This is a genomic window from Pseudomonas sp. 58 R 12 (genome assembly GCF_900005865.1).
GTDB classification, from domain to species: Bacteria; Pseudomonadota; Gammaproteobacteria; order Pseudomonadales; family Pseudomonadaceae; genus Aquipseudomonas; species Aquipseudomonas tritici.
This window is the reverse complement of sequence record NZ_CVTP01000011.1, coordinates 52,906-77,795: the sequence shown is the minus strand read 5'-3', so window position 1 is coordinate 77,795 and position 24,890 is coordinate 52,906. Positions and strand designations below refer to the sequence as shown.

At 60.7% G+C, this 24,890-nt stretch carries 21 protein-coding genes and 1 pseudogene; 12 read left to right on the top strand and 10 right to left on the bottom strand.

The genetic code is table 11. The features are described 5' to 3' along the window. Window positions 1–138 precede the first annotated feature (138 nt). Complete coding sequence (locus BFP95_RS06170; RefSeq protein WP_065876081.1) at window positions 139–1,035, top strand: helix-turn-helix domain-containing protein; 897 nt, start codon at window positions 139–141, stop codon at window positions 1,033–1,035. A 58-nt stretch (window positions 1,036–1,093) separates the two neighbouring features. On the opposite strand, the gene BFP95_RS06165 is transcribed toward BFP95_RS06170, so the two are convergent. Genes BFP95_RS06165 through BFP95_RS06155 form a run of 3 tightly spaced genes read right to left on the bottom strand, consistent with a single transcriptional unit; the run spans window position 1,094 to window position 4,218 of the window. Then, entirely contained in the window at window positions 1,094–2,197 is a 1,104-nt protein-coding gene (locus BFP95_RS06165) for an acetoin dehydrogenase dihydrolipoyllysine-residue acetyltransferase subunit (protein WP_065881717.1), read from the bottom strand. Next, entirely contained in the window at window positions 2,194–3,213 is a 1,020-nt protein-coding gene (locus BFP95_RS06160) for an alpha-ketoacid dehydrogenase subunit beta (RefSeq protein WP_049708736.1), read from the bottom strand. The genes BFP95_RS06165 and BFP95_RS06160 overlap by 4 nt, the downstream gene beginning before the upstream one ends. Before the next feature lie 27 nt (window positions 3,214–3,240). Further along, entirely contained in the window at window positions 3,241–4,218 is a 978-nt protein-coding gene (locus BFP95_RS06155) for a thiamine pyrophosphate-dependent dehydrogenase E1 component subunit alpha (protein ID WP_065909607.1), read from the bottom strand. 309 nt (window positions 4,219–4,527) lie between these two features. Between BFP95_RS06155 and BFP95_RS06150 the strand changes: the two genes are divergently transcribed. Continuing rightward, the gene (locus BFP95_RS06150) at window positions 4,528–6,390 is read left to right on the top strand and encodes a sigma-54-dependent Fis family transcriptional regulator (protein WP_065891226.1); all 1,863 of its coding nucleotides are present in this window, start codon (window positions 4,528–4,530) and stop codon (window positions 6,388–6,390) included. Between the two features lie 69 nt (window positions 6,391–6,459). Here BFP95_RS06150 and BFP95_RS06145 read toward each other — a convergent pair whose 3' ends face one another. Further along, on the bottom strand, window positions 6,460–7,239 hold the full coding sequence (locus BFP95_RS06145) for an acetoin reductase (protein WP_065909605.1): 780 nt from the start codon (window positions 7,237–7,239) through the stop codon (window positions 6,460–6,462). Between the two features lie 193 nt (window positions 7,240–7,432). Between BFP95_RS06145 and BFP95_RS06140 the strand changes: the two genes are divergently transcribed. Further along, window positions 7,433–9,577, top strand: a complete 2,145-nt coding sequence (locus BFP95_RS06140; RefSeq protein ID WP_065909600.1) for a TonB-dependent siderophore receptor — start codon at window positions 7,433–7,435, stop codon at window positions 9,575–9,577. A 4-nt stretch (window positions 9,578–9,581) separates the two neighbouring features. On the opposite strand, the gene BFP95_RS06135 is transcribed toward BFP95_RS06140, so the two are convergent. Both BFP95_RS06135 and BFP95_RS06130 read right to left on the bottom strand, forming a co-directional pair. After that, window positions 9,582–10,019: a carboxymuconolactone decarboxylase family protein gene (locus tag BFP95_RS06135; RefSeq protein ID WP_049708741.1), complete on the bottom strand. Its 438-nt coding sequence runs from the start codon at window positions 10,017–10,019 to the stop codon at window positions 9,582–9,584. 419 nt (window positions 10,020–10,438) lie between these two features. Continuing rightward, complete coding sequence (locus tag BFP95_RS06130; protein WP_065876075.1) at window positions 10,439–11,347, bottom strand: LysR family transcriptional regulator; 909 nt, start codon at window positions 11,345–11,347, stop codon at window positions 10,439–10,441. A gap of 204 nt (window positions 11,348–11,551) precedes the next feature. On the opposite strand from BFP95_RS06130, the gene BFP95_RS06125 reads away from it, so the two are divergent. Then, entirely contained in the window at window positions 11,552–11,950 is a 399-nt protein-coding gene (locus BFP95_RS06125; protein WP_065876074.1) for a helix-turn-helix domain-containing protein, read from the top strand. A 57-nt stretch (window positions 11,951–12,007) separates the two neighbouring features. Further along, window positions 12,008–14,770 (top strand): ATP-binding protein, encoded by a 2,763-nt coding sequence (locus BFP95_RS06120; protein WP_065909598.1) that lies wholly within the window; start codon window positions 12,008–12,010, stop codon window positions 14,768–14,770. On the opposite strand, the gene BFP95_RS06115 is transcribed toward BFP95_RS06120, so the two are convergent. Continuing rightward, complete coding sequence (locus BFP95_RS06115; protein WP_065909594.1) at window positions 14,717–16,240, bottom strand: winged helix-turn-helix domain-containing protein; 1,524 nt, start codon at window positions 16,238–16,240, stop codon at window positions 14,717–14,719. The genes BFP95_RS06120 and BFP95_RS06115 overlap by 54 nt on opposite strands. Before the next feature lie 95 nt (window positions 16,241–16,335). Next, window positions 16,336–17,286, bottom strand: coding sequence for a GlxA family transcriptional regulator (locus BFP95_RS06110; protein ID WP_065876071.1), 951 nt, complete (start codon window positions 17,284–17,286; stop codon window positions 16,336–16,338). A 181-nt stretch (window positions 17,287–17,467) separates the two neighbouring features. On the opposite strand from BFP95_RS06110, the gene BFP95_RS06105 reads away from it, so the two are divergent. Next, complete coding sequence (locus tag BFP95_RS06105) at window positions 17,468–18,190, top strand: pirin family protein (protein WP_065909592.1); 723 nt, start codon at window positions 17,468–17,470, stop codon at window positions 18,188–18,190. 146 nt (window positions 18,191–18,336) lie between these two features. Beyond that, window positions 18,337–18,606 (top strand): hypothetical protein, encoded by a 270-nt coding sequence (locus BFP95_RS28785; RefSeq protein ID WP_083224206.1) that lies wholly within the window; start codon window positions 18,337–18,339, stop codon window positions 18,604–18,606. Between the two features lie 62 nt (window positions 18,607–18,668). On the opposite strand, the pseudogene BFP95_RS06095 reads toward BFP95_RS28785, so the two are convergent. Together BFP95_RS06095 and BFP95_RS06090 are read right to left on the bottom strand one after the other, a co-directional pair. Then, window positions 18,669–18,995: pseudogene (locus tag BFP95_RS06095) on the bottom strand (zinc-binding dehydrogenase); the annotation flags it as partial. A 93-nt stretch (window positions 18,996–19,088) separates the two neighbouring features. Continuing rightward, window positions 19,089–20,048 carry a GlxA family transcriptional regulator gene (locus tag BFP95_RS06090; RefSeq protein WP_065891223.1) on the bottom strand — a complete coding sequence of 320 codons (960 nt, stop codon included), beginning with the start codon at window positions 20,046–20,048 and terminating at the stop codon, window positions 19,089–19,091. A 108-nt stretch (window positions 20,049–20,156) separates the two neighbouring features. On the opposite strand from BFP95_RS06090, the gene BFP95_RS06085 reads away from it, so the two are divergent. The 5 genes from BFP95_RS06085 to BFP95_RS06065 all read left to right on the top strand — a co-directional run bounded on the left by BFP95_RS06085 (window position 20,157) and on the right by BFP95_RS06065 (window position 24,858). Further along, complete coding sequence (locus BFP95_RS06085; RefSeq protein ID WP_065909590.1) at window positions 20,157–20,699, top strand: thioesterase family protein; 543 nt, start codon at window positions 20,157–20,159, stop codon at window positions 20,697–20,699. A 432-nt stretch (window positions 20,700–21,131) separates the two neighbouring features. Then, window positions 21,132–21,860: a winged helix-turn-helix domain-containing protein gene (locus BFP95_RS06080; protein WP_065876065.1), complete on the top strand. Its 729-nt coding sequence runs from the start codon at window positions 21,132–21,134 to the stop codon at window positions 21,858–21,860. Then, window positions 21,853–22,548, top strand: a complete 696-nt coding sequence (locus BFP95_RS06075) for a hypothetical protein (protein ID WP_065909588.1) — start codon at window positions 21,853–21,855, stop codon at window positions 22,546–22,548. The genes BFP95_RS06080 and BFP95_RS06075 overlap by 8 nt, the downstream gene beginning before the upstream one ends. Window positions 22,549–22,579: 31 nt before the next feature. Beyond that, a complete protein-coding gene (locus BFP95_RS06070; protein ID WP_065876063.1) occupies window positions 22,580–23,236 on the top strand; it encodes a winged helix-turn-helix domain-containing protein in 657 nt (218 codons plus the stop codon). Window positions 23,237–23,466: 230 nt separating this feature from the next. After that, window positions 23,467–24,858, top strand: a complete 1,392-nt coding sequence (locus BFP95_RS06065; protein ID WP_065876062.1) for an undecaprenyl-phosphate glucose phosphotransferase — start codon at window positions 23,467–23,469, stop codon at window positions 24,856–24,858. The last annotated feature ends 32 nt before the right edge of the window (window positions 24,859–24,890 follow it).

The following is a 24,890-nucleotide window of genomic DNA, read 5'->3' as shown; positions in this document are numbered from 1 at the left end:
ATCGGAAACCTCGCAGAGGGGATGCCGCGCCGGGTTGAACTGCCCGCGCATTGAGGTCTATCTTGAGCCGTATGTCGAACCACCTCTATCCACTTTGCACGCACCATAACGCACCAATAGAGTGCGCACGGATCACCCATGACACAGGCAACCGCTTTGCGCGTACAGGCCTTCACCACCGGTGATGTGGCCGCCCAATGCAGTGCGACACCCGGCTGGGTGCAACAGTACCAGCAGATGTCCCCGGGGCATTTTGCGGGGCAGATCCGCTACCTCGACCTGCAAGGCGTGGAGGTCTACGAAGAGTGCATGAACACGCGGGTGGAACAACATTTCAACGCGCCAACCGGCGCCCTCGCGTTCTGTTTCGACGGCAGCGATAACGCGCTGTACCTGCTCAATGGCGAAAGCCGCAACACCTGGATCACCCCGGAAAACTACCGCGAAGTGGCGGTGGTGTTCGGGCCGCAGTTCGTGCAGCGCCATGGCTTGGACGTGGCAAAGCTGGAAGGTTTGTTCATGGCGCCGCTGACTTGCCAGCAGAATGCACTGTTCACCCGCTGGCTGAGTGGCACCCTCACCCGCTTGTCCGCCGTGATCGACCCTGCCAGCCGTGACGCGCTCAGCCAGCAATTACTCGACGATTGCCTGTTCATCCTCGACAACGCCTGTGTGTGCCTGGACAGCAGTTCATTGCAACGACGCGGCGAAGCGCGCCTGCTGATGGCGCGCATTGGCGAATGGGCGGCGGATGCGCCGGATGAAGCCGTCAACCTGCTGGAACTGGCACAGATTGCCGGCGTGCCGTTGCGTCAGTTGCAGCAAGGGTTCAAGACCTATACGGGGATGAGCCCGGCGCAGTGGTTGCGGTTGCGCCGGTTGAACGGGGCGCGGCGGGAGTTGCTGGGTTCACCTGACTCAACCGTGGCCGAAGTGGCGATGAACTGGTCGTTCTGGCATTTGGGGCGGTTTTCCAATAGTTATCGGGCGTTGTTCAAGGAGTTGCCCAGCGAAACCCTGAAGCGCCATGGTTGAAATGCGCCCAAAACTGTGGGAGCTGGCAGGCAAGCCAGCTCCCACATTTGGATCTCTATCAGGCTTGGGATTTGAGGAAGGTCGCCATTAGCTGGTTGACGTACTCTGCTGCCTCCAACTGCACCATATGCCCCTGCCCTGGCAAAACTTCCACCTGGGCGTCCAAGCCCTCGGCATGCCTGGCCGGGATGATTGCATCCTCACTCCCCCAGATCACCAAGCTCGGCTGTCGGCCCACCACATTGCGCACATCAATCATCTGCCGCCCGCCCTCAAACAGCTTTTGATTGAGCTGCCGCAATGCCTGGTCCACGCCTTCCAGCCGCTTGAACTTGAGCATGTCCTCCAGCATCTGCCGCGTCACCAACGCCGGGTCGCTGAACAGTTGGGTCAACTGTGGCTTGAGCGCATTGCGGTTATTGGCCTCGGCAAACCCTTGCAGGTAATCACCGTTAATATCCGGGCCCAGGCCGGCGCTGGCGATCAGGGTCAGCGAAGCGACACGCTCGGGTGCCTGGCCAGCGACCGTCAGCGAAACCAGCCCACCCATGGAGTGCCCGGCCAGGTGCACGCGGTCAAGATCGAGGTGGTCAAGCAAGTCCAACACCGCCAGGCTCAACTCCTGCGCATCGCCGTTTTGCAGGTGCTTGCCCGACTCGCCGTGCCCCGGCAGGTCCAGGGCGATCACGCGGCGCTCGGCGGCCAATGCCGGTTGGTTGAACAGCCAGTTGTTCAAGTCACCGCCAAACCCATGCACCAGTACCAACGGCGTGCCGCCTTCGCCCAGGTCGAGATAGCGCAGCAAGCGCCCGCCTATTTCGACCTTCTGCGCACTCGGCCCAGTTGCTTCGGCCTCGGCGCTGCTTGAGACAAACCCAGCGTTGAAGCTTTCGATCACCGCATCGATCTGGGCCTCGGTGGCCTCGCCTTCCACCACAATCCCCAGCAATGCACCTACCGGCAAGGTCTCGTCGCTCAGCGCCAGCACCCGGCGCAACACACCACTGAAGGGCGCTTCGACACTGCTGGAGAGCTTGTCGGTCTCCACGTCCAGCACCTCCTCGCCCTTCTCCACCCGATCGCCGGGCTGCTTGAGCCAGACGTCGATGCGGCCCTCGGTCATCGACAGCCCCCACTTGGGCATGGTCAGGGTATGGATCATGCGGCATTCCTCTTGTCAGCGATCTTCAGCACGGCGGCCTCGATCTTCGCGGCGTTGGGGATGTACAAGTCTTCCAGCGCATCGGAAAACGGCACCGGCGTGTGCGGCGCGGTGACCATCTCAATCGGTGCGCGCAGGGAGGCAAACGCCCGCTGGGCGACTAAGGCACTGATATCGGTAGCAATGGAACAGCGTGGGTTGGACTCGTCGATCACCACCAGCCGCCCGGTTTTTTCCACGCTTTCGAGGATGCTGTCTTCATCGAGCGGGCTGGTGGTGCGCAGGTCCAGCACTTCGCAGTCGATGCCCTGGCGGGCCAGGTTGGCGGCGGCCTCCAGGGCGATATGCACCATGCGCCCGTAGGTCACCAGGGTCACGTCTTTGCCTTCGCGCACGAAGTTGGCTTCGCCGAAAGGCACCGTATACAGCTCCTCCGGCACCTCACCTTGCAGGCTGTAAAGCATCTTGTGCTCGAGGAAGATCACCGGGTCATTGTCGCGGATCGCCTGGATCAACATGCCCTTGGCGTCATAGGGCGTGGCCGGGCACACCACCTTGAGGCCGGGAATGTGGGTCCACATCGAAGTGAGCATCTGTGAATGCTGGGCCGCCGCACGCAGACCGGCGCCGTACATCGCGCGGACCACCAGCGGCGTAGTGGTCTTGCCGCCGAACATGTAGCGGAACTTGGCGGCCTGGTTGAGCAACTGGTCAAGGCAGCAGCCGATAAAGTCGACGAACATCAACTCGCACACCGGGCGCATGCCGCGCGTGGCGGCGCCGACCGCCATGCCGACATAGCCGACTTCGGACAGTGGCGCGTCGAGTACGCGGTCGGGAAATTCCGGGTACAGGCCTTTGGTCACGCCGAGTACACCGCCCCAGGCATCCTGTTCGCCAGGGGAACCGGTGCCGCCGGACACGTCCTGGCCGATGATGAACACGCTCTGGTCACGGCGCATTTCCTGGGCCAGGGCTTCGTTGATCGCCTGCTGATAGCTGATTTTGCGAGCCATAAAGTTCTCTCCACGTAGTTGTTGTTATTAGCGGTAGGCGACGTAGACATCGCTGAGCAGGTCGGCGGCCTGGGGCTTGGGATCGGATTTGGCCAGGCGCACGGCGTCTTCGATCAACTGTGCAACCTCGCCGTCGATGCGTTCGAATTGCGCCGCGTCCAGCCAGCCTTCGGCGCTGCAGCGTTGGCGGAACAGCGCCAGGCAATCCGCACTTTCGCGCAGTTTTTTCACTTCATCCGGGCCGCGATAGGTTTGCGCATCACCTTCGAAGTGGCCGTAGAAGCGGCTCAATTTCACTTCAACCAGCGTCGGCCCATCGCCTTTGCGCGCTCGCTCCACGGCGACGCCAAGCGCCTCATGCACGGCGAAGAAATCATTGCCATCGACAATTACGCCTGGCATGCCAAACCCCACGGCGCGTTCGGCAATGTCCTTGCACGCCACCGACCAGCCGGAACCGGTGGCCTCGGCATAGCCATTGTTTTCGGCGACGAACAGGCACGGCAGTTTCATGATTGAGGCCAGGTTCATCGCTTCGAACACCGCGCCCTCGTTGGAACCACCGTCGCCAAAAAATGCCACGGCCACGCCCTGGCTGCCCTTGAGTTTGGAGGCCAGCGCCGCACCAGCGGCCAATGGCGCACCGGCACCGACAATGCCATTGGCGCCGAGCATGCCCTTCTCCTGGTCGGCGATGTGCATGGAGCCGCCTTTGCCACCGCAAACGCCGGTTTTCTTGCCATAAATCTCGGCCATCATGCCGAACACATCCACGCCCTTAGCGATGCAATGGCCGTGGCCACGGTGGTTGGAGGCGATGCAATCTTCATCGTTGAGGTGGGCCATGACCCCGGCGGCGCTGGCTTCCTGGCCGGCGTAGAGGTGCACAAACCCGGGGATCTCGCCGGTGGCGAATTCCACGTGCAGGCGTTCTTCGAAATCACGGATGGTGCGCATCACGGTATAGGCATGCAGCAATTGATCGGTGGACAGGTGAGTGGACATCTTGTTGTTCTCCAGGTTGTCTCGACACACAAAAGGCTGGCTACGGCCAGCTACAGGGCATTCAGCACAGGCTGTGCCAAGCCCCGGGAAAACCTCGCAAAGCATTGATCCAGAGCAGTGCCCTGGCGTTGTGCGGGTGCTACTTGCCCGCGCAGAATGAGACGGCGCATTGCACAGTGCAGGCCGTGTCTCAGGGTGTTTGAGACGCTGCGTCTCATGCCTGGCAGTTGGTCAGCCACTGCTTGTCCCACCCGACGCATGCGCGCTTAATGGCGGGCATAACAACAAAGACCGAGAACCGGAGGCCTTATGCTCGCCGCGAACTCCAGGGAGCACGTCGACTGCGTCAGTCGCGTGGTCCGCAATGCCGATCGCCTGCCCCAGGCGCCGGTGCCGTCGTTGATTTTCGATTCGTGGCGGCGGTCCATGGAGCAACACCATTTGGACCCCGGTTCCCTGCAGGGCCCGCGCATCCTCAGCGAGCCCTTGCTCAAGGAATGCCGCGAGCGCGCCGAACTGTTCATGCGCATCGCCAGCGAAGAAGTCGGGCAACTGCACCACCGCGTGCGCCAGGCCGACTACTGCGTGATGCTCACCGACGCCCAGGGCCAGACCATCGACCACCGCGTGGACACCTCGATACGCACCGACTGCCGCAAGGCCGGCCTGTACCTGGGCACCTGCTGGTCGGAAGCTGAAGAAGGCACGTGCGGCGTGGCCACGGTGCTCACCAGCAAGTCGGCGGTGACGGTGCACAAGCGCGACCACTTTCGTGCGGCATTTATCGGCCTCACCTGCTCCGCCGCGCCGATCTTCGACCCTCAGGGCAACCTGCTCGGGGTGATGGACGCCTCCGCGTTCAAATCCCCGGATGACCGCCGCAGCCAGCATTTGGTGCGGCAGATGGTGGCGCAGAGTGCCCAGGCCATCGAAAACGCGTTTTTCATGCACACCGCCCGCGAGCATTGGGTGCTGCAAGCCCACAGCACGCCCGGCTATGTGGACAGCCAGCCCGACCTGCTGCTGGCCTGGGACCGAGACGGTCGCTTGCATGCCCTCAATAGCAAAGCGCGCCAGGCCCTGCGCCTGCGCTTTGGCCAGGTGCCGGAGCATATCGGTGAAGTGTTCGACCTGGATGCATTGCGCGCAGTGACCGACCAATCGGCCCAGCAACTGCACTGGATTGGCGAGCCTGGCGCCCTGCATGTACGCGTCAATGCACCGCGCCGCAAACCGGCGCGTGCGGCGTTGATCCCGCTGGTCGATGCGCGCGTGGAAGAGCACCTGCGCCTGGCCGTGCGGGTCAAGGACCGCAACCTGCCCGTGCTGGTGCAGGGTGAAACCGGTGCCGGCAAGGAAGTCTTCGCCCGCCAACTGCATGCGCGCAGTGCCCGTCGCGATGGGCCGTTTGTGGCGGTGAACTGTGCGGCGATTCCAGAGAACCTGATTGAAAGCGAGCTGTTCGGCTACGTCGCCGGCGCGTTCACCGGCGCCTCCAGCAAAGGCATGCCGGGGTTGTTGATACAGGCCGATGGCGGCACGTTGTTCCTGGATGAAATCGGCGACATGCCCCTGGCCTTGCAGACGCGCCTGCTGCGGGTGATGGCCGAAGGGGAAGTTGCGCCGCTGGGCGCGGCGAAAACCCGCGCGGTGGATATCCAGGTGATCTGCGCCAGCCACCGAGATTTATCGGTGTTGGTCGCTGAGGGCCGTTTTCGTGAAGACCTGTACTTTCGCCTCGGCTGCGCGCGTTTCTGCCTGCCGCCGTTGCGCGAGCGTACCGACAAACTGGCCTTGATCAATCGACTACTGGAGCAGGAAGCGCGCAACAGCGGCGTCGCGGTGGGCATCGGCCAGGCAGCGCTGGAACTGCTGCTGGGTTACGCCTGGCCGGGCAACGTGCGGCAATTGCGGCATGTGCTGGCGTATGCGTGTGCGGTATGTGAAGGCGGGACGCTGCAGGTGGCGGATCTGCCGGTGGAGGTGCGAGGGGATCAGGTTGAGGCGCGGGTGGAAGATAACGTGAGTCCGGAGCGGCAGGTGGTGCTGGATGCGTTGATTCGGCATCGTTGGAAGCCGTTGCCAACGGCGCAGGCGTTGGGCATCTCAAGGGCAACGCTGTATCGCCGAGTTAACCAGCTAGGTATCGACATGCCCGGCAAAACCACCTGACACAGTGAGACCAAAAATGTGGGAGCTGGCTTTCCTGCTCCCACATTCAACCGAGTAGGCCTTGGGGGATCAGCGGTAGACCAGGCCGCCGTCAATCAGCGGAGCTTGCCCGGTCATATAGTCGGAGTCCGGCCCTGCCAGATAAGACACCAACCCCGCCACATCCTCCGGCGTTTCTGCGCGACCCAGGGTAATCCCATCCACATACTTTTTGTACGTCGCCCCCACTTCAGCCCCGGTAATCTCGGCCATGCGCTTGTCGATCTCGACCCACATATCGGTGCCCACCACACCCGGGCAGTAGGCATTCACCGTAATCCCGGCGCTGGCCAGTTCCTTGGCCGCCGCCTGGGTCAAGGCGCGCACGGCAAATTTGGTCGCCGAGTACACGCCGAGCAGCGCAAAGCCTTCGTGGCCCGCGATGGAGCAGGCATTGATGATCTTGCCCTTCTGCCCCAGCGCCTTGAATTTCTTGCCGGCAGCCTGGATGCCCCAGAGCACGCCTTGCACGTTGATGCCCAGGGTGCGCTCGACCTGTTCCGGGCTGACGTCCAGCAGTGAGTCGATCTGCGCGACCCCGGCGTTGTTGACGATGATGTCGAAGCCACCCAGGGTCTGGTGCGCGTGCTCCACCGCCGCCACGACTTGCTCACGCTTGGACACGTCGGCGACAAACACCGAGGCCTGGCGTCCCAACGCCACGACTTCGGCAGCCACCGCTTCGAGCTTGGCGCCATTGATGTCCACCAGGGCGATGTCGGCACCGTCCTGTGCCAGGCGCAGGGCGATGGCCCGGCCAATGCCCTGCCCGGCGCCGGTTACCAGCGCAACTTTTCCAGCGATACTCATGGCTATCTCCTGCGAGTGATGAAGGAAGCCTTGTCTATCGCAGGTGCACCTTGGCCTGTCGAGGCGCAGTGGGATCGGTGGGAAGGTTGAGACGGATTGTCTCAAGCCGCGAACCATTCTCGAAAACTTGTAAAAGTGCGCGGTTATGCCTAGTTTATGCGCCCCCCGCCCTGCGCTTTAAGGCCTTGCCCCCATGGTTTTGCGTTTTCGTCCCGTCGTCACCTCACGTTTCGCCCTCGGTTTGCTACTCAGCGGCGGCATCGGTAGCAGCCTGGCGGCTGAAATTGAACTGCCGGCGGTGAAGGTCCAGGGCCAGGATGAGTCCGGCTACCGCAGTGAAACCGCCTCGGTGGGCGGCGTCGATGACGCGCCGCTGCTGGACACCCCGGCGTCGATCAGCGTGATCAATGCCGCGCTGATCAAAGACCAGCAAGCGCGCCTGCTCAGTGAAGTGCTGCGCAACGACGCCTCGGTGGGCGACAGCTATGCGCCCATCGGTTATTACGAAAACTTCGTGGTGCGAGGCTTCTCGCTGAACGCGGCGAGCAGCTACAAGATCAACGGGCGCACCATCACCGGCGAGCAAAACGTCGCCCTGGAAAACAAGCAGCAGGTGGAAGTACTCAAAGGCCTGGCGGGCTTGCAGAGCGGGATCTCCGAGCCGAGCGGCGTGATCAACTACGTGACCAAGCGCCCGGAAGATGTGCGCTCGGTGACCGTCTCCACCGACGATCGCGGCAGCGGCTACATCGCCACCGACGTCGGCGGTTGGTTTGGCAGCGAGCAGCAGTTCGGCCTGCGCGCCAACGTGGCCCATGAAGACCTCAATGCCTATGTCGAACACGCCAATGGCCAGCGCGATTTCGTCTCCTTGGCCTTCGACTGGAACATCAGCCCCGATGCGGTGCTGCAACTGGATGCGGAATACCAGGACAAGCAACAGCGCTCGGTGCCGGGTTACCAGTTGTTGGGCGGCACTGAGGTTCCACACGACGCCTCGCCGAAAAAACTGCTGGGGCACCAAAGCGGCTCCAGGCAGGTGGGCATTGAATCACTGAACCTCAACGGCAAGTTTGAATACCGTTTCAGCGACCAGTGGAAAGGCAGTGTCAGTGCCGCCCGCAGCAAGGTGGTGATCGATGACTACAGTTCGTTTGCCTGGGGTGGCGCCACCAGCGGCGTAGGCAACACCTTCACGCCCGAAGGCAACTACGACATCTACGACTACCGCAGCCCGGACGACACCCGTCGCGACGATGAAGTACAAGCGGCAATGACCGGGCTGTTCGACACCGCCGGCCTGGGCCATGAACTGACTTTCGGTACCAGCGCGTTTCGCCGCGTGATCGACAAGCGCAAACCAGTCAACGAGTGGATCGGCAGCGGCAATATCAACGCCGACGCCCCGACTTTTACACCGACTGACGTCCCATTGAATGACAGCCATCGCAACCTCGACAGCCGCCAATACGGCCTGTTTGCCAGCGACCGCATTCTCTTCAACGAGCACTGGCAAACCCTTCTTGGCGGCCGTGAAGTGCGCCTGGATGAGCGCGCCTTTGACGATAACGGCAATGAAGCCCGCCACACTCAACGGTATGTGTTCCTGCCCCAGGCATCGATTATCTACAAGCCGGTGGACAACCTCTCGCTTTACACCAGCTACAGCAAGGGCCTGTCCCTGGGCGGCACCGCCCCCTGGTACGCCAGAAACGCCAATGAAACCCTGGCCCCGACCACCTCACGGCAAATCGAAGCCGGGGTGAAGTACGACTGGCGCCGCATCAGCTTCGCCGCCGCCGTGTTCCAGACCCGCCAGGCCTACCAGTACGCCCAGCCCGACGGCGCGGGCAACTTCACCTATGTGCAACAAGGCGAGCAGAAAAACACCGGGCTGGAGTTGTCGGCCAACGGCTGGGCCACCGACCGCCTACAAATTGCAACCAGCGTGGCGGCGATTCGTGCGCGGGTCACCGGCAGCGGCACGCCGGAGTACGAAGGTCACCAGGCGATCAACGTGCCCAAGCTGCGTGCCAGCGTGTATGCCGACTATGCCTTGCCGTGGGTGAATGGCCTCGCGGTGCTGGGTGGCGTGCAATACAGCGCCAAGAAGTCCGCCAACCGCACCGGCAAGGTGGAAGTGGGCGATTACGCGGTGGTGAATGTGGGTAGCCGCTACACCACCAAGGTGGACGGCTATGAGACGGTGTTCCGCCTGAGCGTCGACAACCTGTTCGACAAGCGCTACTGGCGCGACGCGGGCGAGTACATGGGCGATGACTACCTGTTCCAAGGCGCGCCATTGACGGCGCGCCTGAGTGCGTCGGTCAATTTCTGACGGGTTACTTCGGCATCTTGCGAAAACCTACCGCCAGGCGGTTCCAGCTGTTGATGGTGGCGATGGCCACGCTCAAGTCGACTTGCTCCTGGGCGCTGAATTCGGCGGCCAGCGCGTTGAAATCTTCATCCGGGGCGTGGGTCTGGCTCAGCAGGGTCAAGCTCTCGGCCCAGGCCAGCGCGGCGCGCTCACGCGGTGTGAAAAACGGCGTTTCACGCCAGGCCGACACGGTGTACAGGCGCCGCTCGGTCTCGCCCCCTTTGCGCGCGTCAGCGGTGTGCATGTCGAGGCAGAAGGCACAACCGTTGATCTGCGACACACGCAGGCGGATCAGCTCCAGCAATGGCAGCTCGATGGACAGTTTGCCGACGGCGGCCTCCAAGGCGAGCATGGCTTTCATCGCGTCTGGGGAGGCGGTGTAGAAATCGGTACGGGTTTGCATGGTATTGCTCCGGAACGGTGGGGTTGGTGGCTAGGTTAGTCACCGGGGGGTTGGGGAGGAATATCCAATTTTGGGGAAGAATGGGTGACCAATTTTCTTGGGGTGGGGGTGAGTACATATCCGTTATTGGGGTAACGGCGGCTTATGGTTCCGCCCTTACGGCGGGTCACTTTTGGAAAAGAGCCCCAAAAGTAACCAAAAGGGCTCTTGCCCCACCACTCGGTGTCTCGCCTAGGCTCGACATGCCCTCACTCCGGCCCACGCTCCAAAGCCGGAGTGAGGGCACACCGAGCCTAGGCGAGGTGCCGAGTGTTGGGGCAAGAGCGCTTTGGTTACTTTCGCGCTTTTCGAAAGTGACCCGCCGTAAGGGCGGAACCATAAGCCGCCGTTACGCAAATAACGGATATGTACCCAGAAGGTCAAACCACCCGCGCCATATGCTCCCCAATCCTCCCCCTCAACCACCGCTCCGCCGGGTCATTGTCATGCACCCCGCTCCACACCATCGACAACTCCGCCGCCTCGATCGCAAACGGCGGATCCTCCGCCCGTAACGCCGTGCCCTCGGTCAACGCACACGCCGCGTAATCCGGCACCGTCGCGATAATCTGCGTGCCCGCCAGCAACGCGCGCAAGCCGCTGAACTGCGGCACCGCCAGCACCACCCGTCGCGCCCTGCCAATGCGCGCCAAGTCAAGGTCAATATTGCCGCTCAAGTCCCCGGAAAACGACACCATCGCATGGGGCCGCTCACAGTAGTCATCCAGGGTCAGCGGCTCGGCGCCGTCGTCCCCACGCAGGACCTTGCATGGGATGTCCCGCAGCTTCTTGCGCTTGGCATTCGCCGGCAGTTCGGTGGTGTAGCTCACGCCAACGGATATCTCACCACTGGCCAGCAACGATGACATCAGCAAGTAATTAGCCCGACGCACCACCACGATGATGCCTGGGGCCTCTTCGCGCAGTTGGCTGAGCAGTGGCGGGAACAGGCCGAACTCGGCGTCGTCGGAAAGGCCGATGCGGAACACCGCACAGCTGGTGGAAGGATCAAAATCCTTGGCACGGCTGACCGCGCCGGAAATGGTGTCCATCGCCGGTTGCAACTCCTTGAGTATCGCCAGCGCGCGTGGCGTGGGCTCCATGCCCCGCCCGTTGCGCAGCAGCAAAGGGTCGTCGAACAAATCGCGCAGACGCCCCAGCGCCGCGCTGACCGCGGGTTGGCCCATGAAGAGTTTTTCGGCGACCCGGGTCAGGTTCTTCTCGAACATCAGCGCTTCGAAAATCACCAGCAGGTTCATGTCGACGCGGCGCAGGTCGTTGCGGTTCATGGTGGTATCCAAACGATTGGAGAGCCTACAGATAAACACACGAAGCGCAGTTGGGATTGCATGGCTGTGCTGTCTTTTCCAGGCCGGCACCTGACGAAATTAACAACGATTAACTCGTCAGCCGGGCGGTCCGGCAACAAGATTAGCGGCGTCTACACTGCATCCATTCAACGGGAACGCTCCCATCGACTGCGGATATTTGTCATGGCCCGACTCGAGCAATATGCCCCTCGTTTATCCGCCACCGGTGGCCTATGCCCCCGGCGCGAGCGTATCGCCAAGCAATTGATCCTGGCCAATCTCGGCGAAAGCCTGGCCATTGCCGACCTGGCCCAGGCCTGTGCGTTGTCGCGCAGCCATTTCTCACGCGCCTTCAAGTGCAGCACCGGGCTGTCGCCGCAGGAGTGGATCCGCCAACAGCGCATCCAGAGAGCCAAGGAATTGATCACCAGTTCCTCCTTGAGCCTCACGCAAATCAGCCTGGAGTGCGGGTTTTGCGACCAGGCGCACTTCTGCCATATGTTCACCCGCAGCGAGGGCGTCAACCCGATGACCTGGCGAAATCACCACTCGCGCCACAAGCCTCAAGTGATTGCTGCCTAGTGGTCTGTACGGACCTGGAATATGCTGGCCGCTCCCCCCTCCCGAGCATGGCCACCCATGAGTGACCTCAGCGATCAGGCCGTGCATTTCGGCCCTTACCGCATCCACCCGCGCCAACGCCTGGTGCTGGAGGCGGGTCGCCCGTTGCGCCTGGGACGGCGGGCAGTGGATATCCTGCTGATCCTGCTGGAGCAGGCCGGCAATGTGGTGAGCAAGCAGGAACTGATCGCCCGGGTCTGGCCGAAAAGCGTGGTCGAGGACGGCAACCTGCGCGTGCACATGGCGGCGTTGCGCAAGGCCTTGGGCGACGGCCAGGCCGGGCAGCGCTATATCGTCACCGTGGCCCAGCGCGGCTACAGTTTTGTTGCGCCACTGAGCATCGAACCGATGACGCTACCCACCGACGGCGCTCCCCAAAGCCCGTGCCACAACCTGCCCTTGCGCCGCACCCGGATGATCGGCCGCCAGGCCCTGATCGACAGCCTGGTGCAACAACTGCCCGAACAACGCTTCATCACCCTGACCGGCGCCGGCGGCATCGGCAAGACCACCGTCGCCTTGCGCGTGGCGGAATTGCTGATCGGGCATTACCGCGACGGTATTCGCTTGCTCGACCTGGCGCCGCTGAGCGCGCCATCGATGATCCTGCCCAATCTCGCCGCCCTGCTCGACCTGACCCACGTCGAGCACGAACCATTGGCCACATTCGCCCGCAGTTTGCAGGAGCGCCAGTTGCTGCTGGTGATCGACAACTGCGAACACCTGCTCGATGACATCGCCCTGATCAGCGAAACCTTGCTGCGCCACGCGCCCAGGCTGAACATCCTGGCCACCAGCCGCGAGGCATTGCGCGCCGAGGGCGAGTACGTGCAGCGCCTGGAACCCCTGGCCTGCCCGCCTGCCTCCGGTAACCGCGCCCAGGCATTGGGCTACCCGGCCCTGCAATTGTTGATCGAGCGGGCCATGTCATATCAGGACAGTTTTGAACTGAGTGAAACCGAACTGCCGCTGGCGATTGATATCTGTCAGCGCCTGGACGGCATCCCCCTGGCGATCGAGTTGGTGGCGGCGCAAATCGAACGCTTCGGCCTGCCCAGGCTACTGGTGCAGATGGAAGACAACTTCCGCCTGCTCACCCGTGGCCGACGCAGTGCGCTGCCGCGGCATCAGACCCTGCGCGCCACGCTGGACTGGAGCTTTGAGCTGCTGACCGCCTGCGAGCAAGTCTGCCTGCGGCGCCTGGCGGTGTTCCGAGGTGGGTTCAGCCTGGCGAGCGCCGCAGCGGTGATTGCCGGGGAACAGGTGGCGCCGGCTGAGGTGCTGGGTTCGATCACGCAATTGGTGGCCAAATCCTTGCTCAATGTGGAGGCCGGTGATGACGAGATGGGCTATCGGCTGCTGGACATCACGCGCACCTACGCCCTGGAAAAACTCAGCGTTGCCCATGAGCTCGACGCCACCCGCGAGCGCCATGCAGCGCGCTGCCTGGCACTGATGGAGCAGGCGCGCGGCGATTGGGAGCTGATCGCGACCCAGCCCTGGATCGACCGCTACGCACCGCTGCGCGAAGACGTCCGCGCCGCGCTCGACTGGGGGCTCGCACAGGGCGGTGAACACCTGTTGGCTGTCCGCTTGACGGTCAGCGCAATGCCGCTCTGGCAAGAGTTGTCGTTGCTCCGGGAACACGGCTTGTATGTGGGCAAGGCGCTGGCGTTGATTGAGCAGGTCCGTACGCCCTGCACTCAACTGACAATGCAACTGCAATTGGCGCTGGGCAGCCTGTCTTACCACGCCATGGGGGCTGCTCCCCAGACCATCGCGGCCTTTGTCGGGGCTCAACGCCTGGCTGAGGAGCGCCAGGATGTCGCTGGCCAAATGCGCGCCATCTCCGGTCATCTGGCGGTGAACTTGTGCGCAGGCCGCTATCGCCAGGCGTTGGCGCAGAGCATGCAATTTGATCGCCTCGACCCACGCACTGACCCGCTACTGGACTTGAGCGCCCAACGCCTGCGGGTATTGGCGCAGCACTACAACGGCAATCAGGCACTCGCCCGGCATAACGCCGAACAATTGATCCAACGCATGGCGCACAGCGGCCACCTCAACCGGTTCGCCCACGGGATTGGCGTGCAATACGACCAAAACGTTGCCTCCCTGACCGTATTGGCGCGAATCCTCTGGCTGCAAGGTTTCCCCGAGCAAGCCTGGCGTACCGCCAGCCAGGCGTTGGAACTGGCGCTGCAAATCAATCATGGCACTTCCATCTGCTACACCCTGGCCCTGGCAGGCGTGGTGATCGCCCGCTACAACGGTGAAGAGGACAGCGCTCAGACGCTGCAGGCATTGTTGCTGGAACACGCGCACAAGCATTCGGTGCAACTGTTCCAGACTTGGGCGGGGCACTACGCCGGCATCCTCGGGCATAAAGACTGGCAAGGCTTGGGGCTGATCGAGGACATCCTGATCACGCTCGATGCACACACGGTCGATGAGCCTGCCTTCGACCGCGCACGCACAGGCGACGCGGGCTGGTGTGCGCCGGAAATTCTGCGGGTACGCGCCAACAGCATGGCGGATATCCACGCGGCCGAAGCACTGCTGCACGATGCCCTGGCGCTGGCGCACCAGCAAGGCGCGCTCGCCTGGGAGCTGCGTTGCGCGACATCATTGGCGCGGCTGTGGCTGTCCCAAGGTCGCGAGCAAGCTGCACGCGACCTGTTGAGTTCAATCTACGCGCGATTCACCGAAGGCTTCGCCACCCAGGACCTAGTTCGCGTACGCAGCCTGCTCGACGAGCTTGAGGACAAACGGCCGGCCTGAAAACGGTCCCAGGTAATGTCCATAACCCTGCTGCAAACGCGCCACCTGCTCCGGATCGCGCAGTTGTGCCAGGGCATAGCTGCGCACGCAATTGAGCAGACGGTAACGCGGGTTGCCGGGGCCGGGCTCGAGGGTCAGCAACGACACGCCGACAAGACGCCTCAGCAGGTAGGACAGATCGGCGTGTTCCAGCTCGGTGCCGGCGACCAGTTCACCCAAGGTGGGCAAGGTTACCGCCATCTTGAACAACCCCAATTGCAGGAACAGCCAGCGCTCCGGCAGGCTCAGGCGCTCGCAGGTCCAGTCCAGGGCGGCGGTCAGGGATTGGTGACGTTCCACTGCCGTACGGCGGCCGCGGGTCAGCACCTGCAAGCCCTTGCACAGTTGCTGCTGCAGCCCGCGCACACCCAGGGCATCCACTTGAGCGGCCGCCAGTTCCAGGGCAAGGGGAATGCCATCCAGGCGTCGGCAGATATCCCGCAGCGGCGCCAAGTCCTGGGGCCGCAACACGAAGCCCTGCTGACTGGCACGCCCGCGGGCAACGAACAATTGCACGGCCGGATAGGCCATCGCCTGTTCAACACTGCTCAGTGCCGACGGTGCAGGCACCGCCAGCCGGGGCACGCGCTGCACCCATTCGCCGTGGACTTGCAGGGCCTCACGACTACTCACCAGCACACTGACTTGAGGCGCTGTTTTGCCAAGCACCCGCACCAGGTGACGGCAGGCGCCGAGCAGAAGGTCGGCGCCGTCGAGCACCAGCAACAGCTGGCGGGAGGTCAATTGACGGCTTAACTCGGTAGCGCTGGCGCTCGGTTCAAGGTTCAGCGCGGTGGCCAGGTGGCACAGCATACTCATCGGCGCTTCCACGGTGGCCAGATCGACCCACCACACACCGTCCCGATAACGCGGCAATACGCGCTCGGCCAGCGCCAGGGCCAAGGTGCTCTTGCCTACGCCGGCGCACCCGGTGAGCGTCATCAGGCGCTGCCCCGACAGGCGCCGCACCAGCACACCCAACAGTTCATCGCAGCCAATCACAGGGCTGAGCCGCGCTGCCAGATTGTGCCGGGGCAGCATGACGTGTACCGCGTCCTGTACAGGTGCTGTGAAACAGTAGCCGCGCTGCGGGTCGTTGAGAATGAAGCGTTGCCCATCGAGGGCGCGGCGCAGTGCGGCGATGTGCACGCGCAGGTTGTTTTCTTCCACCACGCTGTTCGGCCAGACCCGCTCGATCAAGGTGGCCTTGCTGATGTACTGCCCAGGCGCTTCGAGCAGCGCCGTGAGGATATCCAGCGCACGTCCGCCCAAGGGTACGGGCCAGCCGGCCTTGCTGACCAACCGCTGTTGCCGGTGAAAGACATAGGCGCCGAAGCGGACCGTGCCATCAGCGTCAATCGCCTGAGGGTTATTCATGTGGGTCATCGCGCTGAAACACCCGGCCTTGGGCGTTTGCGCATCCTTTTCCATGGGCTTGACGCTATCTTGCCAGTTGGCGATGACAGGACAATGCTGGAACGGGGAGCGACACGGACAATCGGGTGCGCGAGACGGACATTCTGTCGTTAACTGAACTGCTGTCGGTATTGGGTCGGGTTGAGGCCCAGCTTCTCACTGAACAAAAAGCGCATATGCCGCACGCTGCCGAAGCCTGCGTGGAAAGCCACGGTCTTGAGCGGCAGGTCGGTGGATTCCAGCAACTGCCGGGCGCGGTCGATGCGCGCACCTTGCAGGAACGCCATGGGCGTCATTTGCACATCCTTGGCAAACAGCCGCGCAAAATGGCGTGCGCTCATGCCGGCCAGCTCGGCCATGGATTCGATGGTGAAAGGCTGCTCCAAATGCGCCAGGACATAGTTCTGCACGCGGGTAATCGCGGTTTCCTGGGGCGCAACCGCCGCTGTCATCGGGCTGAACTGAGCTTGGCCGCCCTGGCGCTTCATCACCACCAGCAGCACCTTGGCCACGTCCACCGCGACTTGCTTGCCATGGTCCTGGGCCACCACCGACAACGCCAGGTCGATACCGGCCGTGACGCCACCCGAAGTGATCAAGCGCCCGTCCTGCAAGTAGATTTGATCCGTCTCGACAATCGCCTTGGGAAACGCCTTGATCAGCCGTTCGGTGTAGTGCCAATGGGTTGTTACACGGTGCTCGTCGAGCAGGCCTGCATGCCCCAGCACGAACGCACCGGTGCAGATCGAGCCGAAGCGCCGCGCCCGTGGGGCCGCAGCCTTGAGCCAGGGCAACAGCGCGGGGTGGCATTCGTTATAGGCACCGGGCCCGCCGGGCACCAGCAGCAAGTCGTAGGCATCCAGGGCCTGGTCCAGCAGCAGATCGGTCTGCACCATCACGCCGTTGGAAGCACGCAACGGGCCGGGCTCGGTGCCGATAGTGAGGATCTGGTAGTGCGCGGCCGCCGGCAGGTAGCGGTTGGCAATGGAGAACACTTCGAGCGGCCCGGCCATGTCGAGCAGGAGGAAGTCCGGAAACAGCGCCATGGCCACGGTTTTCATACAGGGAAAGGTCCATCAAAAAAGGAAAACGGCGGACAGTATGCCATGCCTGAAACTGTCAACTCATAAGCGACAGTTATTCAGAATCCACCTTCTTAATCAACCGTCCAGTAACCATTAATCTCTTTCTCAACGACGGAGCCCTGCATGTCGCAGCCCGCTCCCACTTGAGGACAAGACCATGTTGACCCTTCGCAAAGCTTCCGAACGCGGCGCCGCCAATCACGGTTGGTTGAAGTCGTTCCACACCTTCTCGTTCGCCAACTACTGGAACCCGAATGAACAAGGGTTTTCCGACCTGCTGGTGATCAACGATGACCGCGTCGCCGCTGGCAAAGGCTTCGGCCAGCACCCACACCGCGACATGGAGATTTTCTCCTATGTGCTCGAAGGCGCCCTGGAACACAAGGACACCCTGGGCACCGGCTCGGTGATCCGCCCTGGCGACGTGCAACTGATGAGCGCCGGCAGCGGTGTAGCCCACAGCGAGTTCAACCACAGCCAAAGCCGTGGCGTGCACTTCCTGCAAATCTGGATCGTGCCCGCGGTGGCCGGCGCCGAGCCGCGCTACCAGCAGGAGCACTTCAGCGAGGCGCAGAAACGTGGGCGCCTGCAGTTGATCATCTCGCCAGAGGGCAATGACGGCGCCCTCAGCGTGCGTCAGGACGCACGGGTGTATGCCGGGCTGTTCAACGGTGACGAAGCCGCAACCCTGAACCTGCCGCCGGACCGCCACGTGTACATCCATGTGGCCCGGGGCAGCGTTGAAGTGAACGGCCAGCGCTTGCAGGAAGGCGATGGCGCTCGGGTACGGGATGAGCGGCAGATCCGCTTGAGCCAGGGTGAAGACGCCGAAGTGCTGGTGTTCGACCTGCGCCCACAGGAATTGCCGCAGATGCCATGACCGGCCCCGCGATGGCCCGCCAACACGAGCCATCGCTGGCGTCGATAGTCACCATCAGCCCAATGAAGTTCTCTTAAAAAATGCAACGCGTACCATCAAACCCATACCAGGCAACACCCAAACTAAAACACTCGGAGCACACCATCATGAAACGCCAAATCTTGCTTAGCCTCGCTTTCTCGGTACTTGCTGCAAATGCATTTGCTCACCCAGTGGTTGCTGAAGGCGGTTCGGATCGCCTGATCGAAAGTCGTGTTGCAGAGGGTGGTTCGGACCGCCTGCTGGACCGCCGTGTCGCCGAAGGCGGTGCTGATCGCTTGCAAGAACGCGGTCTGGCTGAAGGTGGTGCTGATCGTCTGCAAGAACGCGGTCTGGCTGAAGGCGGTGCTGATCGTCTGCAAGGCAACAACGCTTAACCTCCCGCTGCTTGCGGGAACCCCAAACCGGCCTGATCAGCCGGTTTTTTTTTCGCCCGCTATTAATGCAACTCACGGTCCCCCCACAGCACCGCCTTGCCGACCTGTTGCCGCGCTTCGATGCGTTCGTGCACCTGCTGCACGGTCTCCAGCGTGTAATGCCCCTCGATATCCACCGTCAAAGCCCCTTCGAGCATCGCCGCAAAGACCGCATTGGCGCGTCGCTGCACAGTGGCCCCATCGGCCATGTGGTCGGCCAGCCGTGGCCGCGTCAAAAATAACGATCCGGCTTCGCCCAGTTCAATCGGGTCGAGGTCCGTCAGCGAGCCCGAAACATTGCCATAGTTAACGATCAAACCGCGTGTGCGGCAGGCGCGAAAACTGCAACACATGGTCGGCGAATCGGCCATCGTCGTAATTAAAGGTAGTGATGGAGTTCCTGGTGGCCTGCATCGAGGGCGAACCGCAGTTACGGCGCTGAATCAACCTGGATGGGCGAGAAACTTCTTGCGATACGCCGCCGGCAACAGGCCCACCCGTTGCTGGAACAGGCGGCGGAAGGAATTGCTGTCTTCGTAACCCACCGCGTAGGTGATGCTTTCCAGGGTCATGCGGGTCGATTCCAGCATTTGCTTGGCCCGCTCCAGGCGCAGGGTTTGCAGGTAGGCAATCGGGGTGTACTCGGTAGCGTCCTTAAAACGCCGCTTGAAATTGCGCACGCCAAACCCAAAGCGCCGGGCCACATCGTCAATGACCAAGGCCTCGGCAAAGTGCTGCTCCAGCCAGTGCTGCACGCGCAGGATCTCGCCATCGCCATGGCTTTTGGGCAGCGACCACATGGCATATACCGACTGTTCGCTACGCACATTATCGATCAGCAAGTATTTACCACAGGTGTGGGCCAGTTCCGGAGAGCCGAAACGACGGATCAGATGCAACATCAAGTCCATCGCCGCGCTTGCCCCACCGCTGGTGATCACACGGTTTTCTTCGCAGAGGATCTGCGCGTCATCCAGGTTCACGTCCGCGTAGCGTCGTCGAAACAGGTCGGCAAACGCCCAGTGAGTCGTGGCGCGCAGGTTTTGTAGAACGCCGCACTCAGCCAGCAAAAACGCTGCGGTGCACATCGAAGCCAACACCGCGCCGCGTGCATGCTGTTCGCGCAACCAGGCTGCGTAGGCAGGAAAGTTCGGCAGGGCCTCCTTCAATGTGAACAAAAAACCTGGGATCAGCACCAGGTCGGTCTGCGCGATCTGCGCCACCGCGCGGTCCACCTGCAAGCACTGCCCGCCCCAAGCCTCCACGGCCTGGCCGTCCAAGGAGGCAACGACCACGTCGAAGGGTGGGCTGTCGGCGAACAGGTTGGCGGCGCTGAGCATCTCCAGCGCCAAGGTGGCACTGGCGGCAGAACAACGATCGGCCAGGAGCAAGGTAATGTGCATGAAAGGAGCCCTGTTGCGCTTTTCGCAGGTAATAAGTCATTTGTGCACCTACCTTAGCCGATTCCACATCTTTACAGTGCTGCCACTGATCAACTGTCTGGTGCCTTGATGAATCTCTGGTTTCGCTTGCTCTTCATGCTGTCCCGGCGCCCCTGGCGCAAACCTGTCCATGGCCTGGCCACCACCGTGGTGCGCATGCGCGTCTGGCCGCTGGACCTGGACATTAACCGGCACGTCACCAATGGCCGCTACTTTTCCCTGGCGGACGTCGCCAGAATGGATTTTGTGTTGCGCACCGGCGCCTTTCGCGTGGCGCTGCGCAACAAGGCGCTGCCGATCGTGGGCGATACCTGGGGCAAGTTCCGCCGGGAGTTGAAGCTGTTCGAAGTGTTCGAGGTGCACACCCGCATGCTCGGCTGGGACCAAAAATGGAGCCTGATGGAGCACCGCTTTGTGAGCAAGGGCCGGGTGGTCGGCGTGGTTGTGATGCGCGGGCTGTTCCGCTCGGCCAAAGGCACCCTGCCCCCAGCGGATTTTTTACGTGAGCTGGGGCTGGGTGAAGCGTCACCGCCAATGCCGCAATGGCTCAGCGACTGGGCGCAAAGTTGTGATGACATGAGTGTGCAGTTGCGGGAGGAGGAGCAGGTTTGAGTGTTGGCAACCTGCACAACAGCCCCTCCCCGGCGTCGGTTGCACCTGGTCTGGGCCAGCCGTAGATCGCCCTGGCCGACGTTGCTGGCTAACGTGTGGGCATGACCGCGCAGCCCCGCAATCGATGAGTTCGCCGAAGCGTCGCAGGCTTAATCCAGTCCCCCCTTGCCACTAGCGATGCAAGGGTTTACCCGATTCCACCAAAAAAGCGTTTGGTCTAAAATACTTATCGAGCATTAAGAATTTGCACTAGCATATGTGTACGTTCGTACAAACACCCTCGCAATAGCCGCGCATTACCCCTTCCCTCTCTGAAAAACAAAGTGGCGAATGTTAAAATTTGTCACGTTTTGCCGTATTCAATTCGATTAGTATCTAAACGCTAGCAGCGATTGAACTGACGGCCTTGCATGCCGGAAAAGGGAGTAGGTGATGCATTTTTCCAATGTCCTCGCTATTGCACGGACTCAATCTAAATCGGAGGACTTTCGAGCGCTCATAGTTCGCACTGTAACGGATGATTTAAAAGTCGATACACGTTACTACGAACAACTAGTTGACCCCCACGAAAGCCACGGGAACTACCGTGCCATCATTATAGAAATCGACACCCCCTCGGCCAGCAATCAAACGCTGGAGATAATAAGAAAAACCCGAGATAAAAACCCTGGCTGCACGATATTCGTCGTTATCACTTTTGCCTCGACCTTGAGTAAAACCAAATACTATCTGGCCGGTGCGGACTACTGCATCAAAGTGATAGAAACATCCCCTGAAAAAAAATCGAGCCTGTTTGAAGACTTACTCAGCGAGACGGCACGACTGAATCGTTGCGCCCTGGTGCTCGATCAGGACCGCATGTGCATTCACGGTGACGGCAAAAAACTGGAAATCTCTTTTGTTGAAATGAAAGTATTGGAAGCGCTTATCCAGCGTCGACTACTCAGTCACAATGAGATCGCCGCCGTCATGGGACTTAATACCAAATACTATGACTCCCGCGCGCTGGAAAAATCCATCAGCCGATTGCGCAGTAAAATCAAGGCACACTACGGTGACAATATCATTCAGAATATCCGCGGTTATGGATACAAACTAAGCCGCGGTCTTATTTGCGCCAGCCATTTGCAAACCGCCCAAGAGAGGTCGAATCGTGAATAGCGAGAGAATATCCCCTGCGCACAGTGTGGACTTCAACCTTGTCAGGCAAGCCATTGTTGACCGCAACCATACACTCTGGGGCAATGAAATCAGCCTGACGTCCAAGGACACTCAGGCATTACCTCAAAGTGCCTACAGCGAGGCACTTCAGCGTATCAGCGCACGGCGCAATGCCTTGAACCCAACGGTAAGCCACACGTTCCTGCGGATTAATCAAGCCGTATTAATGAACGAAGACTTTCATACGTACATTATTCAGACTGCCCAGTCACTGGAAAAGCACAAACTTCCCTTCACCCTCAGTATCGATAACCCGTTGGATGCCCTGCCCGGTCCGGTTGAACGCAGGGCGATGGTGCGCCAGCTATATAAACTAAAAGACCAATGCAGCCTCACACTTGCCTACAATAATTACAGACTCGATACAAAGCCGGCAGATCTGTTGATCGACCTCAAGCTTTACGACTATATAAAAATGCCCTTCCCGGATTCCGCGCTCCGGCTGAGTCTCAACACACGCTCCGATCTGTTCGATCGGCTCTACGACCGCATGCTAGAGCTGATCAGTGCGACCCGGGTATGTTTCATTGCTGACACGGTTGAATTTGCCGACAGCGCCGTTCTGGCTAAAAACCTGCCTTTCGAATACTTTCAGGGCGGTTATTACTCTCCTGCTGACCGCTTATAACAACTGCATCTTCCTGATACCGGTGAACACCATGAGTTCTCTCAAGAAATACGCCTTTACACCGACAGTTCCCGCTATCGCACTGCGGGACTTCACGCCCAATGCAGAGCTGTTTCATTATGATATTGGTGAGCCAGCAACCACGCAGGTCGCCGACAAAAAACGCGGAGTTAGCCATCGACATTCCAGCCCCAGTGAACACCCACGGCTGAACACCTATGTCATTACCCATACCATAACGCTACCCTTACATTCTTCTACCGCCGTGCGACAAGAATCCAGAATGCCCACGCCAAAGGATCATGACAGCACGCCAAAAAACCATACTCGTCCTGCGGAAATAACCCCTGAGCGAACTCAACTGTCTCAGGATTTCTGGCTGCTGACCCAGCATGACCGAACCCTGGTCAAGGGCGGCTTGCGCATCTCCTTGACCACCATTGAATCCGCATTGATTAAAAAAATGTTGCATCATGAAGAGCGCGTCGTGAGCAAGGAAGAGTTGATCCGTAATATCGGGCGCGAGCCCGAGTTATATCGCGGATTGGAAATGTGCCTGAGTCGACTGCAAGAAAAGTTCAAGCGGGCCAACGACGGCGAACGTTTGTTTCGTGCAGTCAGAAACCGTGGTTATTGCCTCACCCAAAAAATCAAAAAGCCGCTCGAGCTGACTCAGTCACGCCGATAACTATAAGACAACTGACACTTTATCACTCACCCTGCCTATTGATACCTGCCTTTTTATAACACCCTCTAATAAGATCTCGCTGGCCTTGTTATAAGTCGTCAGCCAATGCTCCCTGCCGTTCATTACTATCCACGGGTACGCGCTTGCGCGTGCCTGTCGTTTTAGTGCGGTATTGCACCGCGTGATTAAACCCTGCCACCACGCACGTGGTCACCACCGGGAGCAGAACTATGCTGAACAACACTAGAATGCATCGCAACCTGACGCCCAAGGGTTTGACGTTCTGGGGCCAGTGGACGCTCGCATCGGGTTTGGTCGTGACACTGTTGTTTATGTTGGTGTTCTTGAAAACCGGTCAACTTGAATATAACTATCGTGTCTTGGCCGCCTTTACCATACTGGCGTCGCTGCCTGCGTATAGCCTGTGTGATGTGTATAGTAAGAAAGACGATTATGGCGTGGGCCTAGGTCGACTATTCATGGGTTGGTTGCTGACCATAGGTATATTGTTTGCCGTGGGCATTGCCTGTAATGCCAGTTCATTGTTTCCTCTGGAAATTTTACTGTTGTGGGCGGCAGTCAGTTACCCACTGTTGGCACTGTGTTATATCCCGTTGCACAGCCTGTCCAGGTATTACCATCGCCAACTTCACCAGCGGCACAAGTCATTGATCGTGGGCACCGGCAAACTGGCGGTCGACTTGGCCAAAACGCTGTCGCGCCAGAAGCGTTCACCTTTGGTTGGACTGGTCGGTAGCCACGCCGATGCGGCGTCGGAGGCGCAATCGCAGATACTCGGCGAACTGCCGCAATTACCGCAACTGATCCGGCAGCACGGCATTCGCCGGCTCTACATCACTCACTCGTTGCAGGATGCCACCCACATCGAGGCGCTGTACCTCAACTTGCTGGAAATCAGCGTCGATGTGATCTGGGTGCCCGACCTCAACAACATGCTGCTACTCAATCATTGCGTGGCCGAAGTGGATGGGTTGCCGGCGATCTTCCTCAACGAAAGCCCGCTGACCAGCCGCCCCACCGCTGCCCTGAGCAAGTCATTGCTGGACAAGAGCCTGGCCTTGCTGGCGATCCTGGTGCTGAGCCCGTTATTGTTGGTGTTCGCCCTGCTGATCAAGCTCACCTCTCCCGGCCCGGTGATTTTCAAACAGGACCGCCATGGCTGGAATGGCGAGGTGATCAAGGTATGGAAGTTCCGCTCGATGCGCATGCATGACGACCAAGAGGTACGCCAGGCCAGCCGCAACGACTCGCGCATCACCCCGGTCGGCCGGTTTATCCGGCGTACCTCCATCGATGAATTGCCACAGCTGTTCAACGTGCTGCAAGGGCACATGGCCCTGGTCGGCCCGCGGCCCCATGCCGTTGCGCATAACGACTATTACTCGGGGAAGATTCACGCGTACATGGCGCGTCATCGCATCAAGCCCGGTATCACGGGGCTGGCGCAGATCAATGGTTGCCGGGGTGAGACCGAGACACTGGAGAAGATGCAAAAACGCGTCGATATCGACCTGCTCTACATCAATACCTGGTCGCTGTGGCTAGATATCAAGATCCTGGTGAAGACGCCATTTACGCTGCTGTCCAAGGATATCTACTGACAGAAAAGCTGGACGTTCAAGTCTGATACCCG

Coding starts and splice junctions, on each gene's coding strand:
- BFP95_RS06170 (WP_065876081.1), top strand. CDS start 139: ATGACACAGGCAACCGCTTTGCGCGTACAGGCCTTCACCACCGGTGAT.
- BFP95_RS06165 (WP_065881717.1), bottom strand. CDS start 2,197: ATGATCCATACCCTGACCATGCCCAAGTGGGGGCTGTCGATGACCGAG.
- BFP95_RS06160 (WP_049708736.1), bottom strand. CDS start 3,213: ATGGCTCGCAAAATCAGCTATCAGCAGGCGATCAACGAAGCCCTGGCC.
- BFP95_RS06155 (WP_065909607.1), bottom strand. CDS start 4,218: ATGTCCACTCACCTGTCCACCGATCAATTGCTGCATGCCTATACCGTG.
- BFP95_RS06150 (WP_065891226.1), top strand. CDS start 4,528: ATGCTCGCCGCGAACTCCAGGGAGCACGTCGACTGCGTCAGTCGCGTG.
- BFP95_RS06145 (WP_065909605.1), bottom strand. CDS start 7,239: ATGAGTATCGCTGGAAAAGTTGCGCTGGTAACCGGCGCCGGGCAGGGC.
- BFP95_RS06140 (WP_065909600.1), top strand. CDS start 7,433: ATGGTTTTGCGTTTTCGTCCCGTCGTCACCTCACGTTTCGCCCTCGGT.
- BFP95_RS06135 (WP_049708741.1), bottom strand. CDS start 10,019: ATGCAAACCCGTACCGATTTCTACACCGCCTCCCCAGACGCGATGAAA.
- BFP95_RS06130 (WP_065876075.1), bottom strand. CDS start 11,347: ATGAACCGCAACGACCTGCGCCGCGTCGACATGAACCTGCTGGTGATT.
- BFP95_RS06125 (WP_065876074.1), top strand. CDS start 11,552: ATGGCCCGACTCGAGCAATATGCCCCTCGTTTATCCGCCACCGGTGGC.
- BFP95_RS06120 (WP_065909598.1), top strand. CDS start 12,008: ATGAGTGACCTCAGCGATCAGGCCGTGCATTTCGGCCCTTACCGCATC.
- BFP95_RS06115 (WP_065909594.1), bottom strand. CDS start 16,240: ATGGAAAAGGATGCGCAAACGCCCAAGGCCGGGTGTTTCAGCGCGATG.
- BFP95_RS06110 (WP_065876071.1), bottom strand. CDS start 17,286: ATGAAAACCGTGGCCATGGCGCTGTTTCCGGACTTCCTCCTGCTCGAC.
- BFP95_RS06105 (WP_065909592.1), top strand. CDS start 17,468: ATGTTGACCCTTCGCAAAGCTTCCGAACGCGGCGCCGCCAATCACGGT.
- BFP95_RS28785 (WP_083224206.1), top strand. CDS start 18,337: ATGAAACGCCAAATCTTGCTTAGCCTCGCTTTCTCGGTACTTGCTGCA.
- BFP95_RS06090 (WP_065891223.1), bottom strand. CDS start 20,048: ATGCACATTACCTTGCTCCTGGCCGATCGTTGTTCTGCCGCCAGTGCC.
- BFP95_RS06085 (WP_065909590.1), top strand. CDS start 20,157: ATGAATCTCTGGTTTCGCTTGCTCTTCATGCTGTCCCGGCGCCCCTGG.
- BFP95_RS06080 (WP_065876065.1), top strand. CDS start 21,132: ATGCATTTTTCCAATGTCCTCGCTATTGCACGGACTCAATCTAAATCG.
- BFP95_RS06070 (WP_065876063.1), top strand. CDS start 22,580: ATGAGTTCTCTCAAGAAATACGCCTTTACACCGACAGTTCCCGCTATC.
- BFP95_RS06065 (WP_065876062.1), top strand. CDS start 23,467: ATGCTGAACAACACTAGAATGCATCGCAACCTGACGCCCAAGGGTTTG.